The organism is Tannerella sp., from assembly GCF_030528505.1.
Taxonomy (GTDB): Bacteria; Bacteroidota; Bacteroidia; order Bacteroidales; family Tannerellaceae; genus Tannerella.
On record NZ_JAUMYS010000013.1, the window covers coordinates 32,705 to 49,238 of the forward strand.

Genomic DNA, 16,534 nt, shown 5'->3' on the forward strand with positions numbered 1-16,534 from the left:
CTCTGTTAACGCGGATTCTGTTTGATATTCGGATTTCTTGCAAGCACTTTGTTCGCAATAGGCATGACGAGGCGATTGTCGTCGGGAGTCAGCGTCACTTTACCATGCGTAACGATGATGTTATGTCCCTCGCGATTCAAACGTTTGATGTCGGCCAGACGAAGCCCGGAAAAAGCCAGTTCGAGTCGCCGTTCGCGCAAGACAAGCTGCAAGGCCTCTTCTTTGTTCGAAGCATTCAGATCGGCATACGTTTCCGGTGTAAATCGCTTCACCCGGATGGAATTTAAGTCGTTCAGTGCCTCTGCGATCTTCCCTTCGCGTGCATTGGCTTCGGCACGGATCAGGTACATTTCGTTCGTCTGTACGCCTCCATATTTATAGTTTCCTACAAAGATGTTGGACGATAAAATACCGATGCCTTTCAGTGCGGCTCCGTACCAGTCCTGTTGAGTCGTTCCGAGTGTAAAACGCAAGTCGCCGGGAGCATACATTGCTTCGAGTTCGGGCGACATGAAGAAGGTAAAGGCGTATGCTCCGACCTTACTCTGGTACTTGTAAAGGATAATGTCCTTGATATCGTCCGTAACGTTGGGGAAATTTTTAAGCCCCCTGTATTTGGCTTGGGGATCTACCCATGCCGTGTCACGGTTGTAGTCGTACAGGTAGTTGTTTGCATCGAGAGCCTTCTGCGCATAGGTACGTGCTTTCGGATAGTCTGCCTTATACAGGTATACGCGTGCCAGTATGCCGTAGGCTGCTCCCTTGGTCGGTTTATAATTATGTTTTGCTTTATCGGGCAGCAGTTCGGCAGCTTCGAGCAAATCATTCTCGATTAACGCATATACTTCTTTAACCGACGAGCGGGGCAGGAGGGCGTTGATATCGGGTTTGAGCGGCATCGGCACTCCCATATCCGTATCGGCCGTGGCCGGGTCATAATGTTTGGCGTATGCGTTTACCAACTGCAAGTACGTAAAGGCACGATGTACAAGCGCCTCGCCCCGGATACGATTCCGGTCGATGCCGGGACTGCTCTCGGCTTTGTCGATCCCTGTCAGGATCGTATTGCAGGTATAAATCGTTTTATACGCATTCTCCCAGTCCGAATCGGTTTCATCCAGTTCGAAAAAGAGTGGTTCGAAGTCATAGGCTCGGATGGCCGATATCCCGACTAACCGCACATCTCCCCGGTTATCGTCGGGCAGCGTAATTTCATCCGTCATATAGGCCGACATGTTCGAAGTTCTGGAGAAAACATACGGCTCGGAAAGCAAATACTCAAAATCGCTGAGCGTAGAGGGTACCACGACGCCTTTGGGTTTTATATCTAAAAAATCATCGCAGGCAGATAAGGCGATGAATGCGATTATCGCATAGCATATTATTTTTTTCATCTTGTCTGTTGTTTTAATAATTCATATCATTAGAAATTCAGATTGACCCCAATCGTATAGCTGCTAACGGGTGGCAGATAAGAAAAACGTCCGTCTGCCAGATCATAATATTCAGGGTCGATACCTTTGTTATTGGCCGTCCATGTCCACACATTGCTTGCTTGCATGACGAGTTGTGCGCGCGAGAAGAGTTTACGTCCTATCAGCCCGGCGAAGTCATACGATAAGGTCAGCGTATTGAGTTTGACGAACGAAGCATCCTCATCCCACGAGTCGTTGTAAAGGTAGTAATTCTGCCATTTCGGATCGATGGTGCTTGACAAATACACTCTCGGGATATTCGTTGTTTTCTCGTCACCCGGATTTTTCCAGCGTTTGGACAGATCGGTGTTCAATCCGTACGAAACCATCTCCGGTCTGGGCAGACGCATCACATGTCCTAACTGATAAGAAAAGACGGGGGTCAATGCAAAATTACGGTAGGTAAATGTAGTGATAATTCCTCCATATACCGGCGGAGTGAGACTGCCGACATATTTCAGTGCTTTTACATCGCTCATTTTCTTCTTCCATCCGACCACTTCTCCGTTGGCATCGTAGACCTGCGGCTCACCTTTCTCCGAAAGACCGGCCCATTTGTAGCTGTAGAGATAGCTCAGCGGTTTGCCCTCGATCGGACTGCCGCCGGATACATAATATTCGGCTATTTCCTGCGGACTTTCTACTTTCTCCACACGGTTCACGTTGTAGCCGAAGTTGAACGTCATATCCCACCCGAAAGTGCCGCGTAAAATCACGCCATTGATACGCATGTCGAGACCTCGGTTGGATACTTCGGCCGTATTGACCCGCGCTGAATTAAATCCGGTGGTCGGGTCTAATTTATAGTTGCCTAACAAATCGGAGCTGTATTTATGATACAGATCGATCGACCCCGAGAGGCGGTTGTTCAGTAAAGCAAAATCGACTCCGAAGTTCGTCACAGCCGTTTTCTCTTTCCGCAGCTGTTGGTTTTCGGGTGTGCTGATGGTCAGCATATCTTCCTGTGTATTGAAATTTTTACCGTACCTAGCCAGCGAATAGGGGCTCGACTTGCTGATGTTTCCGTTAATTCCGTACGTCAAACGCAATAAAAGATGATTCACCCACGAGATATTCTTCATATAGGCTTCTTCCGACAAGCGCCAGCTAAGTCCCGAACTCCATGTGGGGTCGTAACGGTACTTCGGATCGGTTCCGAACAAATCGGACTGATCGATACGCACACTGCCGGATACGGTATATTTTCCCTGATAGGAATACGATCCGTTCAGAAAGACGGAGAAGAAACGGTTCTTCACTTCCGAAAACTCCGGATCCCAACGGTAAGAGTCGTAATCGCCCCGGTAATTGGCCGTATACTGCGAGAGCGAATAGGCGTCGAAGTTATTTACCGACAATGCCCGATCGTTATAGTTATAATAGCGCTCTTTGTTCTGCAGCGTAAAATCTTCGCGTACTTCGGTACCGGCAATCGCATTGATGCTGTGTTGTTCGTTGATGACGCTGTCGAACGTCAGCAAGTTGCGTTGTGTCCACGAACTCGACCAGCTTTTCGACAAATCGAGCAGCGGCCCTTTCGGAAACTTATGCATGTATTCTTTCTTCGTCGCATCATATACCGTCCAGCTGTTGATCAGGTTTTTCAGATAATAATTATGCAAGTTGCGATAATTGCGCGCACGATCGGTACCGGCTTCATACAAGAACTTCGTGCTAATCTTCAGCCCTTTGAAAAGGGTGTATTCAAGTCCGGTATTCAATCTGACGGACGTGTTGTTCGACGTGTTGTCGTTGTTATCGATTTCCTGCTTCAGATTATACGTCCAATCCAGAAATCCTTTGTCGTAATACCCTTGTTTGAGGTGTTCCGCCACATTCGTATAGCGGGAAATATAGTTCCCGTTCTCATCTACGTTCAACTCATAAGGCTTGCCGTGGAAAGCATACACATCAACGCCATTGTTCGTGTTTTTCCGGAATGCGGTGTTGACACCCATCTCCAATTCCAGTCCTTTCAGCAAGGTGAGCCGGCTCTTCATATGGATGATAATCGCATGGTTGCTGTTTCCTCTTGACATCCCTTGATTTCCGGTATATCCGACCGAAGTATAATATTTGTATTTATTCGCTCCGCCAGCGATGGATAGATTAACCTGTTTCTGCACACGGCTTCGGAAGAACAGGTCCTGCTCCGAAAGATAATCGTTTTGTCTGAGCCGTTCCAGTCCTTCGTTCAACTGCGTATCGTCTATTAGTCCTTTATGCTTTTTGTAGTAAAGCTCTTCTACCCTTGAGTAACCGTTACGTTCGGCCGTGGCAGGGTTGAACCATCCTTTTCCTCGAGCAATGTATTCCGTTTCAAAGTCGATATATTCGGTGGTGGTAGGGCGTTGCAGGTAACCGAAATCCGGTTTCTCGTCGATCATAATGTTGGAGCTAATATCGAAATATGTTTTTCCGTCATTCTGCTTTCCTAATTTGGTTGTAATCACGACAACCCCGTTCGATGCGCGTATACCCCAAATCGAAGCGGCCGAAGCATCTTTGAGTACGGTAATGGTTTCGATGTCTTTCGGATTGATCGTTTCAATATCGTTGACAGGTACTCCATCGACTACGAACAGAGGCGTTTTATTGGCATAAATCGAGCTGACTCCTCGTATGTTTATCGTAGACTTGCCGACAAATACACCCGGAATGGCTCCGGCTAATCCTTGTCTGACAGATGTGGCACCGAGCTGTAACAAATCGAGTTTATCTTGTTTCACCTGCGTAAAAGAGCCGGTCGCTCTTTCTTTGGATAAGGTTTGATACCCGGTTACGACAATTTCACCCAGCATAGCTTCATCATCTTCCATCACAATGGCAAGTTCCTTACGACCATTAACTGCAATAGATTGCGCTCTCATCCCGACGTACGACACTTCAAGCACAGCGTTCGGAGCTAAGTCGGACAAGGTAAAGTTTCCGTCCATATCGGTGGCAATGCCTTGTGTTGTGCCTTTGACCAGAATCGACACTCCGGGCAGAGGCTCGTTCTGTTTGTCGGTCACGCGTCCTTTTACGGTGATTCCTTTCGGTGTTTGCTGTTTCACGACAACCGCTTGCGCTTCCTTGCGATAGATGGATACTTGCCGCTCTACGACATGATATCCCAGGTCGGTGCCATGAAACAAAGCGTCCAAGACTTGATGGATATTTTCCTTGCTGCGTTTAAGACTTATTCGTCGATTCAGTTCGGACGATGCGTTATCCGCTACAAGAAAGACATAGTCGCTCGACTTCTCGATTTCCGAGAATGCCTGCTGAATCGTTACGTCCTGCACATGGATGGATATCTCTTTTTGTTGCGAGTGTTTCGCATCTGCCGGCAAAGCCGATAAACCAAACAGGCATACTAAAAAAGTCAGTATAAAGACTCGTAATGTTCGGTTGTGTGTGTTATGTACAACACGATTTGGCGTGTAATTTTCTTTCATATGTTTGTTCTTAAAAATTGATTTACCGGAGTGCGAACTCCTTTGAATAAATAAAATCGATGTGGTCCTAATGTGTTGATATTCGGAGAATAGAAGTCGAATGTTCCGCACACAAGGCCATCTTTTTCCGCTTCGCACAGATTACAAAGGCCATCTGTAGCGAAGCGGAAGGGACAGTATTCACCAGTTCTTTATTTTGCCAGCAAACTGTCGATTAATGCAGTGGTCTCCTCTTCCGAAGGACGGGGAGCAAAAGCATTGATAATGTTGAAATCCTTATTGATAAGGATAAAACGCGGGATGCCATACAGCAGCCAGCCATCCTTCATTGCCACATCGGTAGAATGGAACTGTTCGAGCTCCTTTTTGTGTTCTTTCAGGAATGCCAGCCACGGTTCACGTGTTCTGTCGGTCGAAATGGGAACGAATACGATGTCTTTACCCGCATATTTCTGACTTACTTTCTCGAAGAAAGGAGCTTCCTGCAGGCAAGGACCGCACCATGTCGCCCACAGGTCGACGTAAATCAGCTTGCCTTTAAAGTCGGACAGTTTTTTCGCATTACCGGCAACATCCGTGAGTTCCAAGTCGATAGCCGGCTGTCCGGGCAATAACCGCATGTTTTGCGTAATTTTGGCTTCTACTTCTGTTGCGAAGTCCTTGTTCTGTACCGTCTGCAAGAACGTACGGGCTTTTTCGAGAGCTTCTTCCGATACGTCTCCCATACGGAGTTCATTGATAAGCTTGGAGCTTGCGAAGAGCTCCTGTGTACGAACGGGCAGGGTTGCTCCCTTGAACCATTTCTCATTGAGCGTCGAATCCAACTGATTGGAAAGTACGTCGCGAACAACAGCTACATCGAGCAACTCTTCCGATAGCAACTCCTGTATCTTTGGGGAAATTTGCGGAGCAATGGAGGTTGTAAATTCATCCCATTTAACCATCATCTCATCCCTGTTTTTTACTTCGGCAAAGAGCCCCGAGTAATTCGCATAATAAATCCAACTGTTCACTACATCGGCTTTGATACGTGCGGTCTCCAGCTTTTTGAATTCATCGGATACGTTAGTTAATGCTTCCAATTTTAACATTCGCATTTGCGCCAGGCTGTCGACAACCTTCATCGTAGATGTAAGATCTTCCTTCACGTTCTCGCCGGCTTGTAAGAACGAACCGCTTTTGGGAAACAAACGATCTTTCATATACGTGTTAGCTTCCGCTCCTTTTCCTTGGAACTCCGCCTCCGTGCTTTTGTCGGAGATTCTGAACGTCAGATCATCCCCCGGTGTAAGGTAAAGGGTATTCCGTCCGATGCTAAAATAAGATGGTTCGGTCAGTACGATTGTTGTGTCTACATTGCCCTCCGAGTCGATTTGAAGCATGATATCCCGACTGTCGCCCAGAAGAGACGCTGCTCCGTTATAACTCATTCGTACAAAGTCTTTACCGACGTTTACAAGCTGTCCTTTGAGATGTACGGTAGCCACTGTTTCATCCTGCTTCTTGTTGGTTTGGCAGGCCACCATGCAGCCACAGAGTGCTGCAAGTCCTAAAAATTTTATCTGTTTCATAAATTTATAAATGGTTTGATTATCGTTTGTTCGGTGTCATATTCGGATTGAAACGCAATACGCTCGGAGGAATAGGAAGGATGTATTTCGGATCACCCGGAGCCAGCGTATATTTTACCCCGTTTGCCTCATGTACAATGGTCTTTGCAAACCGTGGTTCACGGTTCAGACGCTTCAAGTCTATCAGGCGGTTACATCCTTGAAATACCATTTCTCTTCTTCTTTCGTCGAGTACTTTACGTAGCGCATCTTCATCATTTTCTGCCGTCAGAGGCGTGTGATCGATGATGCGATGATCTCTCAGCTTGTTGATGTAAGAAATCGCTTGCTCCTTGTTTCCCAGACGAGCTTCACATTCGGCGGCAATCAGGTAGATTTCCGGAGTTGACACGGCCATGTTGGCATAGATAAACGGCGCCCAAAGGTCGTATTCCGTAGTGATGCTGCCGATCTGTTTCGTAAAATAAAGCAAGAATCGCTTGTCTTTTTCCTTGTCATACAAACCGATCAATTCTTCGGAGCCGTAGACTTTGGTCGACAGTCCAAACACATAGGGAGCCAACCGGATATAAATATTTTCCGGATTCTGATCTCGCTGAGGTACATTGATACGACCAATATATCTCTTCGGATTCACGACTATATAAGGCTTCATGTCTAACAATGCGGCATTATGTTCGAGCGATTTCCGCGCGTTTTCGAGCGCTTTGGGATAGTCGCCCATATACAAATACATACGTGCCAATAACCCAAAACCTACAGGTTTAGAAGCTCGAAACGCATTCCGTACCGGTTTTTCAGGCAGATAGGTCGCGGCTTCATCGAGGTCTGCTTTGATCTGATCGTAGACCGCTTGTACGGTTGCCCGCTGGAGGTCCTTTTTGTTGATCTCCTGATCCAGCAATAAAGGAACACCGGGATCTGTTGCTGCCGTTGCCGGATCGTAATGATTGGCATACGCATTGACGAGAGTGAGATATTCGAAGGCACGTCCCATCAACGCTTCTGCTTTTACTTGTTTCTTGTGTTCTTCGGAAGCATCCTTGGAATCCATGACTTCCTGGATAATGACATTGTACGTGTAAATGCGATTATACGAATAGCTCCATAACCCATCTTTTTCGCCGTCTCCGAACACTTCGGATTGGAATGAATAAAGACGCTGCAGAGGAAGTTCGAGGGTCTGGTATCCTCCGGTCACCGCATCTTTATCCGGAAGGAAAACATCGTCGGTCATATAATTCGGATAAGAGTCCGACGATTTCATTAGTTGAGCGAAGTTGAGCAGTGTTTCGTAATGTTCGCATTTTTCGGGAATCACGACACCTTTAGGCTTGATGTCGAGAAAATCGTTACAAGACGTACATGTCAGTATGCCCAGACAGTAAACTAATACATTATAATATATCGTTTTCATTTGAAAAGAGAAATTTAAAAGTTAAGTGATAATCCAAACGTATAGGTGGCGGGGTTGGGCAAGGTAAGCATTCCTCTGCCGTAGCCGCCGATGGCATATGCTTCGGGATCAATATCTCCGTTAGCCGCCCACCACCAGAGGTTGCTGATCTGGCAGGTTAATGCGGCACTGCTCAACGAAAAACGGTTCAAGAAACTTTTGGGCACGTTATAGGTGAGCGATACGTCCCTGAGCTTGATATAATCCGCTTTTTTGACGTGTACGTCGGCTGCGTACCACGTCTGTGCCTGTGTATAATAAATATTCGTATTGAAAGCAGGGGCCATATTCGGAATGTTTTCGTCTCCCGGCTTTCTCCAGTGATTGATCGCCTTGCGGTTAAGGTTCGTGCCGGGGGCGCCGTTCATATAAGAAGATACGGCGTCGCGCATCACGTGACCGCCATAGAAGACGAACATGAACGAAAGGTCGAAGTTTCGGTAAGAGAAAGTGTTCTTTAACGATGCCGTATACTTGGGTATTCTGGTGCCGGAGTATACCAAGTCGTCGACGGAGCTGACATTTTTGACTTTTTTGCCTTCACGATTATATACCAATACATTTCCATCTTTTGGGTCCAGCCCGGCATAGCGATAACTGAACAGACTGGCTATCGGCCGTCCGACCGTCTGTACATTCGTGGCAGTGTAGGAGAATACACTTTCTTGGGTGCCGGTCAAATTCGTCAGTTCATTTTGATTGTAGCTGAACATTATGTGTGTATTCCATGCGAAATGCTTATTCTCATAATTTGTACTTTGCAGAGACAGTTCGATTCCTTTGTTCACCATCGAGCCATAATTGACCATCAGGTTTTCCCAGCCGAGTGTCGGGTCTGAGTTCCGATTACCCAACAGGTCGGAGGTGCTTTTGTGATAGAGGTCGATACTGCCGCTCAGTCGTGATTTGAACAAGTCGAAATCAAGTCCGATATTCGTTGATACGGTTTTTTCCCAGCGCAATTCCGCATTCGGCGGATACGAGATCTTCGAGCCGAAGTCGTCGACCCAGATGTTATAGCCGGTGTTGACGATATTCAGATACGGACCTACATCTTTGGGCACATTTCCTCCTACGCCCGATGTAAGACGAAGAGTCAGGCGATTGACCCACGGCACCTCTTTCATGAACTCTTCGTTTGCCATACGCCAGCTGCCTCCCAGCGACCAAAGCGGCCTGTACTGATACTTGGGATCGGTTCCGAAAAGATTGGATTGGTCTATACGTATACTGCCTGTCAGCGCGTAACGGTCGTCGAACGTATAAGAGGCATTGCCGTAGAATGAAACAAAACGATCTTCTTTATGGATTAGCTCATTATATTCGTTATAAACCCAGTTGAACGATCCGCTGAGCGCTTCGGTACCGGTCAGAGGCTGCATAACGAGCGGGTTGATCGGCTTAATCGCCAGGCTGTTATCATCATAACCCATGTAGTAGTTTCTGGAACCGGTATGACGTACGAGGCGTCTTTCCGCACCGCCCAACGCCGCAATCGCATGTTTGCCGAAAACACGACTGAAATTCAGCTGCGAACGCAAGGTATAGGAATATGACTCTGTACGCGTTTCATCGAGTTGCCCGCCATCGGGAACATTCAGGGTCAGTTTTTTCTTCTGGGGGTCGTATTGTGCGGCATTGTTGATCATGTCTCTAACCATAAACGATCTGTCGGAATAATACTGATGTTTCTTGGCATGCGTATTTTCAGCCTGGTATTTCAACTCGAAGTTCAGCCCTTCCATCAGGTCGACTTTCAGCCCCGCATGGATTCGGAAATAGTTTTCGGCATGCTGGAAAGATTCTTCCGAACGGTTGCTGATCGGATAATACGTTTGGTCTTTTAATCCGAGTGCTTTCAGACGCTCGATTTCGTACTCCGATTTGTTCTGCCTCAATGACAGTTCGTTCCCCTGCTCGTCTCGTAACATGTAATAGCTCGGATATCCCATGATCAAATCGGCGTAATTTAGCACTCCGTTGTCGCCCGAATTACGATAAAAACTACCGTTTACCCCAACATCGGCCGAGAGCCATTTAAAGAAGTTGATGTCATCTTTCAGGCTGAAACCTAATCGTTTATTGTCTTGAAACTTCTGGTTTCCGTATGCTTCGAGATAATTTAACGTCGCTATATAACGGTTAGTCTGTGTACCGCCTGATAACGACAGGTTGTGCTGATGCACGAGACCGGTACGTGCGAACTCCTCTTCTATCTGCCGGCGATTATCCAGATTCCGATAAACGTTGAGCGATTGATTCAGCTCTTCGTCTGTCAGCTCTTTGTTTTCGTGCTTATAAAGTAACTCTCTTACCGGGTTTAAGGCATACCGTTTATCTAACGAGCTGTATTTGTTATGGTAAAAATGAAATCCTTCAACTTGTAAATCGACTAATTCAGAGCTGTTCATCAGATTGAGATAACCCAGATCGGGTTTGGGCATCAGTTTCACGCTTCCGTTGTAGCTGATTCTTGTTTTACCTTCTTTTCCGCGCTTCGTTGTAATGACAATCACTCCGTTAGCCGCTCTGGCTCCGTAGATGGAACTGGCTGAAGCATCTTTCAACACGGTGATATTTTGTACATCGGCCGGATTGATGGCATTCAGATCCCCCTGATACGGCATACCGTCTACGATATACAGCGGATTTTGCTCTCCGTGAATCGTTGTAATACCGCGGATAACGATTTTATCGTCTTTTGTCGTCTTGTTAATTCCGGCTACCAGTCCCTCGATACGTGAAAGAACGTTCGTTTCAAGCTTCCCTTGCGTGTTTTTTTCGGAAACAACGGCATAAGAACCGGTGACACGTTCTTTCGACAGGGTTTGATATCCCGTGACAACAAGCTCATTTAAAACGAGCTCGTCGTCTTCCATGACAATGTTGAGGGCTGTTCTCCCGTTTATGGCAATCGTTTGCGGCTTCATCCCTACATACGAAACTTCCAATGTCGCATTGGGAAGCACGTCCGACAAAACAAAGCTTCCGTCCATGTCGGTAGCAATGCCTTGTGTCGTTCCTTTGATCAGGATGGAGACACCCGGTAGCGGATCTTCGTTTCTGTCTGTTACCTTCCCTTTGACCGTAATGACTTTGGAAGCCTGTTGTTGCACTGAGACGGCTGACGGTTTAGCTGTTTTGAGATATACCGATACTTGGCGTTCCACGACGCGATAGCCAAGTTCTGTGTCGGAGAACAACGCATCCAACACACGGCTGAGAGGTTCTTTCTTTCGATCAATCGTTACGCGCTGATTCAGTGTAGAAGCGGCCTCGTCACCTATTAGAAACACATAGTCGCTCGATTTCTCAATTTCCGAAAAGACCTCGCGAATCGTAGCATTGCGCATGTCGACGGTAATTTCTTTCTGTTGCGAATAACGGCTTTCAGCCAGCATGCTGAATGAGCAAAGCAAGAACAGCAAAACTCCCGTCTTTGTAATGTTGATTATTCTGCCACGCCTTTTGCGAGCAAAATAATTCGTGTCGTTTCTTTTTTTCATAGATGTTTTTTTGATGTTAGTTTGCCGGAATTATTTCCGATGAATGATAATTTCTTTTTTACAATAACTTGCCAAAAATACAAAATTTCTTTTTAATTTAATGTCGCTTGATATGTGCCGATTGTTTTTTACGGATCCAGATTTGGTTCTCTTCTCGTTTATAATCGGTAGATGATAGTACAGATAGGCTTGTCATCACACTGTCCAGATTGTTCGATAGAAACAGTTTACCGGAAACGGTTTTCCCGTTTAAAGCAATGTCGGAGCTACTCTCAAAAGAAACATTGTAATAGCGTCCGATTTTTCTTAGCACGTCGGTCAAGGATGTGCGATTGAATTGGATAATGCCATGGTGCCAACTCGTATATTCCGAAGCATCTACGTTTTTTTTGATCATTCCTTCGGACGAAATCGCTGCCATCTCATCCGGAGCGAGTGTAAGGGGTGGCAGATTTTGCATTGCCACCTGCACGCTTCCCGATACCAGAACGACGGATTCGGTCGGCTCGTCGGCATAGGCCGATACGTTAAATCGTGTACCTTTCACGTGTACCACAGCTTTCGGGGTATGTACCAGAAAAGGACGATCGGAAGGAGCCACCTCAATATAAATTTCGCCTTTCAAACGTACTTCGCGACTTGTACCGGAGAATTTGGCCGGGAACGTCAATTCCGTGCCGGAGTTTAACCATATGCGGGAACCGTCGGCGAGCGTGATAAACGAACGTTTTCCGTAAGGAACGAGTAGCTGGTTCGGTTTATCGTCTGCCAGTTGAAGGGCTTTGGCATCGACACTTGTGCCATCGACAACAGAGGCTCTGCCTTTCTCCGAAAGGGTTATTTCAGAGGAAGATTGCAATTCGATTGTCTGGTCGCCCGCAATCAATCGTACTTGTTCCGAAGGCAAAGTTCGCCCGACAATCTTATCGCTGGGTGCTGTCGGTTGTTGCCGTTCACGCGCAAACCATATTATACTTATCGTAGAGACGACGGCGAATATGAGGGATGCGGCTGCCATCCACCATGCAGTCGGCCGCCGGCGAACTGGCTTATGAGTGGGAAGGCGCGTGAACAGTTCTCGATACATTGCTTCTCCGGTCTCGGGATGAAGCCGACTCTTTTCGTTGAATCGTACCGCCTCAAAGCGTCGGCAAGCCTCGTGCAGTAAAGGCTCGGCTTGCGGATGTTCCCGTACGAATTCTTCCCAATATCGTTCGGTCTCATCAGTACGAAAAAGTCGCCAGGCGATAAACATATCGTCGTTTAAAAAGTCGGCGATGGATGAAAAATTTCGCTTTTCGCTCATATGACTAACTAAATGTTATAGATAAGACGATAATAATAACTATTTGTAGACAAAAAGCCGTGAAAAAATATTATTTTGTTGTGTTGATAGTTCTTAAATAGGTGTTGTTAGTGGGTTAATTGGATTGTTTATCAGTTGATCTTTTTGTTTTTCGGGGTTTATCGATTCGTCGTATGTTTACGTATGACTTCCAGAGCACGATAAACGAGTTTGCGAACAGATGCGGCATTCATTTCCATGATTCCGGCAATTTGCTCGTAATCGAGCTCTTCCATATGACGTAAGTAGACGGCTTCGCGCTGACGGTTTGTAAGTAGGCGTAACAGCCGCTCGACTTTTTCTTTCAGCAACAATCGTTCTTCTTCGTGCTCAAATGATTCATCTACAGACACTTCGATGAAAAATGCAAGTGTTTCATCATCAATGGTTTTGGTTGTGTGTTGTTGTTTTTGCAAGTCGATCAGCCGGTTGCGCAGGCTGCGAAACAGGTAGAACCCAATGTTTTCGATATGCTGTAGTTCATCTTTTCTGAGATAGAGCTTGAAAAAAACGTCCTGAATAGCGTCCATACAGACATCGGATGCGAATCCGAGGCTCGTACCATAAGTATGCAGATTACTTATATATTGAGTGTACAGCTGAGAAAAAGCAGCTTCTTGCTTATCCGAAAAGCTCATAATGATATGCTTTGAATGTTGACTGCATTTTCATTTGTCGGGCAAATTTACAAAAAAGATTTATGAATATATCGGTTGTCCATGTGGATACCCTTCTCTTTTTCCGAAAATGAAAGCCTCCGCTTCGATAAAACGTTTTGCAAGATGAAAAAGAAGGTGTGGCATAATGTTGCGAAATACGTGATGTAATCGTAAAGAAGAGGCTTTTATTTCAGCTGGGCAAGACAAGATTGATGCTAAACGTCCATTTTCGATTATCGGAAAAAAGAAAAAAATTTTGCAGGTTGCGAAATATTTGTACCTTTGCAGCCGAAAAAAACGGGATGTAGCACAGTTGGCTAGCGCGCCACGTTCGGGACGTGGAGGTCGGACGTTCGAGTCGTCTCATCCCGACTTTTTAAGGAGCTGTTTCAAAACGAGACAGCTTTTTTTATATGATTAAAAGACTTCTCGTGATGATCCCCGGATTATTACCCGTTTTTAGATTATAAATTGTGTATTGTTTGTTGTTTATAAGTTTATTATGGGGGGCGAGCGGTTCAAAAATAACAGGAGAGACGACAGTTAAAAATTATCGCCTACCTTTGCCCGATAAAAAATGAACGATAATATATTTATGAGACAAATTCAATCGGTTATATTCGATCTCGACGGCACATTGCTGGATACGATTGCTGATCTTGCACATAGTACGAATTACGCTCTTCGGCAGATGGGCTTCCCGGCACATCCCGTTGAGGCCTACAAATATTTTGTCGGGAACGGCATCAACAAACTGTTTGAGCGTGCCCTGCCCGAAGATGAGCGAACGCAGGATAACGTTTTGCGTGTTCGTGAAGTCTTTCTCCCCTACTACGATGAGCACAATGCTGACTATACGCGCCCATACGAAGGAATTTCCGATTTGTTCGCAGCGTTACAGGCCGAAGGAATTGTACTCTCGGTAGCGTCGAACAAGTATCAGCGTGCGACGGAAAAACTTGTACGTACCTATTTTCAGGAAATTCGTTTTGCTGCTGTTTTCGGTCAACGTCAAGGGATTCCGGTCAAACCCGACCCGACCATCGTGCACGATATTTTGAAAATCACCGGTCGGTCGGTAGCCGAGACGATTTATGTAGGTGATTCGGGCGTCGATATGCAGACTGCTGCGAATGCCGGAGTTGTATCGGTGGGAGTCACGTGGGGATTCCGCCCCCGCACCGAGCTTAACACTCATGGAGCACGGTACATAGTAGATACTGCCGAAGAAATCCGCAAAATCATTGTGGCAGTTTGATATTATTTCTATCTTTGCCCCCATAAGAACATTAACCCATAAATAAAGAAGAATATCATGTCATTTAAATTCATCACGGCCGAAGAGGCTGCCTCGTATGTGAACAACGACGATAATGTCGGATTCAGCGGATTTACGCCCGCAGGTTGTCCGAAAGTCATTCCGGAAGCCATAGCCAAAAGAGCGGAAGAAGAGCATAAGAAAGGAAATCCCTTTCGGATCGGCATGTTTACCGGTGCATCGACCGGTGACCATCTCGACGGCTCGCTGGCGCGCGCCAATGCAGTGAAATTCCGCACCCCTTACCAGTCGAATAAAGATATGCGCACGCTGCTCAATAGCGGTGGCACGGACTATTTCGACATGCACCTTTCCGAGCTGGCGCAGTCATTGCGTTACGGATTCCTCGGTAAAGTCGATGTGGCTGTTGTAGAAGCGGCCGATGTGACGGCCGATGGTGAGATCATTCCGACCGAAGGGGTGGGAATTGTTCCAACCATCTGTCGTTTGGCTGATAAAATTCTGATTGAGCTGAACCGCTTTCACCCGAAAGAGATTCGCGGGATGCATGACATCTATGAACCGGCAGACCCGCCCATGCGCCGCGAGATTCCGATTTATCAGCCGTCCGACCGTATCGGCAAACCTTATGTGAAGGTCGACCCAAAGAAGATTATCGGGATTGTTGAAACGAATAACGAACCAGACGGAAGCGCCTTTGCTCCGCTCGATGACGTGACATTGGCCATCGGGCGCAACGTATCGAACTTTTTGGTCAACGAAATCAAGGCCGGACGGATCCCGGCGTCGTTCCTGCCTTTGCAGAGCGGTGTGGGTAATGTGGCGAATGCTGTGCTCGGATGTATGGGAGAGAATAAGGAAATCCCGGCGTTTAATATTTATACCGAAGTGATTCAGGATGCCGTCATCAAGCTGATGGAGGAAGGACGTGTTATATTTGCAAGTGGTTGTTCGTTGAGTGTCAGCCGGGAAGCCATGAAAGAAATCTATTCGCGTCTTGATTTCTTCAAAGATAAGCTTTTGCTCCGTCCCGAAGAAATTTCCAACAATCCCGAACTTGTGCGTCGTATGGGATTGATCACGATCAATACGGCACTCGAAGCCGATATCTTCGGAAACATTAACTCGACTCACGTATTAGGAACGAAGATGATGAACGGAATTGGCGGGTCGGGCGACTTCACGCGCTCGGCATACCTCTCGATCTTTACGACCCCTTCGACGGCGAAAGACGGAAAGATCAGCGCATTCGTCCCGATGGTATCGCATCTCGACCATAGCGAGCACTCCGTGAAGATCATCGTTTCCGAATATGGGGTGGCCGACCTGCGCGGTAAGTCGCCGATACAGCGTGCACACGAGATCATCGATCACTGCGTACATCCCGACTATCGTCCATTGTTGAATGATTACCTCAACATGGGAATGAAGGGGCATACGCCGCAGAATCTCGACTGCTGCTTGGCCTTCCATAAAGAGTTTGCGAAAAGTGGAGACATGCGTAACGTGAAGTTGGCATAAACCTATCGATACGGCTTGCTTGCCGTTGTATAAACGGTTGTTTGAGGAATCGAAAAACCTCCCCGCCATATAGCCCAATCTATTCGAAAGGCTTATGGCGGGGAATATTGTTTTTGACCTTTTCCGCAGATAAAACGATTTCGTATTAAACCCACATTACGTGATACACTGTTCGGCGTGTACCATTATTTAATGTTAATTTTCAATGGTTCATTGTCATACCGGGTACATGATGCGGCGTGTACCATTATTTAATTGTTAATGGTTAATTGTCATGCCGGG

The 16,534-nt window shown here is 46.5% G+C and carries 9 protein-coding genes and 1 tRNA gene; 3 read left to right on the plus strand and 7 right to left on the minus strand.

The annotated features are described in order from the left end of the window. Window positions 1-5 precede the first annotated feature (5 nt). The 7 genes from Q4A89_RS03440 to Q4A89_RS03470 all read right to left on the minus strand — a co-directional run bounded on the left by Q4A89_RS03440 (window position 6) and on the right by Q4A89_RS03470 (window position 13,431). Window positions 6-1,394, minus strand: a complete 1,389-nt coding sequence (locus tag Q4A89_RS03440; RefSeq protein ID WP_303183793.1) for a RagB/SusD family nutrient uptake outer membrane protein — start codon at window positions 1,392-1,394, stop codon at window positions 6-8. 29 nt (window positions 1,395-1,423) lie between these two features. Further along, window positions 1,424-4,915 (minus strand): SusC/RagA family TonB-linked outer membrane protein, encoded by a 3,492-nt coding sequence (locus Q4A89_RS03445; protein WP_303183795.1) that lies wholly within the window; start codon window positions 4,913-4,915, stop codon window positions 1,424-1,426. Between the two features lie 191 nt (window positions 4,916-5,106). Then, window positions 5,107-6,486, minus strand: coding sequence for a TlpA disulfide reductase family protein (locus tag Q4A89_RS03450; RefSeq protein WP_303183796.1), 1,380 nt, complete (start codon window positions 6,484-6,486; stop codon window positions 5,107-5,109). Window positions 6,487-6,505: 19 nt separating this feature from the next. Beyond that, on the minus strand, window positions 6,506-7,903 hold the full coding sequence (locus Q4A89_RS03455) for a RagB/SusD family nutrient uptake outer membrane protein (protein WP_303183798.1): 1,398 nt from the start codon (window positions 7,901-7,903) through the stop codon (window positions 6,506-6,508). A 14-nt stretch (window positions 7,904-7,917) separates the two neighbouring features. After that, window positions 7,918-11,448, minus strand: coding sequence for a SusC/RagA family TonB-linked outer membrane protein (locus Q4A89_RS03460; RefSeq protein ID WP_303183800.1), 3,531 nt, complete (start codon window positions 11,446-11,448; stop codon window positions 7,918-7,920). A 97-nt stretch (window positions 11,449-11,545) separates the two neighbouring features. Then, the gene (locus Q4A89_RS03465; protein WP_303183802.1) at window positions 11,546-12,754 is read right to left on the minus strand and encodes a FecR family protein; all 1,209 of its coding nucleotides are present in this window, start codon (window positions 12,752-12,754) and stop codon (window positions 11,546-11,548) included. Between the two features lie 158 nt (window positions 12,755-12,912). Next, on the minus strand, window positions 12,913-13,431 hold the full coding sequence (locus Q4A89_RS03470; protein WP_303183803.1) for an RNA polymerase sigma factor: 519 nt from the start codon (window positions 13,429-13,431) through the stop codon (window positions 12,913-12,915). Between the two features lie 319 nt (window positions 13,432-13,750). Between Q4A89_RS03470 and Q4A89_RS03475 the strand changes: the two genes are divergently transcribed. From Q4A89_RS03475 to Q4A89_RS03485, 3 genes are all read left to right on the plus strand, one after another. Next, a tRNA-Pro gene (locus Q4A89_RS03475) sits at window positions 13,751-13,824 on the plus strand. Between the two features lie 223 nt (window positions 13,825-14,047). Further along, complete coding sequence (locus Q4A89_RS03480) at window positions 14,048-14,710, plus strand: HAD family hydrolase (RefSeq protein ID WP_303183805.1); 663 nt, start codon at window positions 14,048-14,050, stop codon at window positions 14,708-14,710. Between the two features lie 57 nt (window positions 14,711-14,767). Then, window positions 14,768-16,252: an acetyl-CoA hydrolase/transferase family protein gene (locus tag Q4A89_RS03485; RefSeq protein ID WP_303183806.1), complete on the plus strand. Its 1,485-nt coding sequence runs from the start codon at window positions 14,768-14,770 to the stop codon at window positions 16,250-16,252. Window positions 16,253-16,534 lie beyond the last annotated feature (282 nt).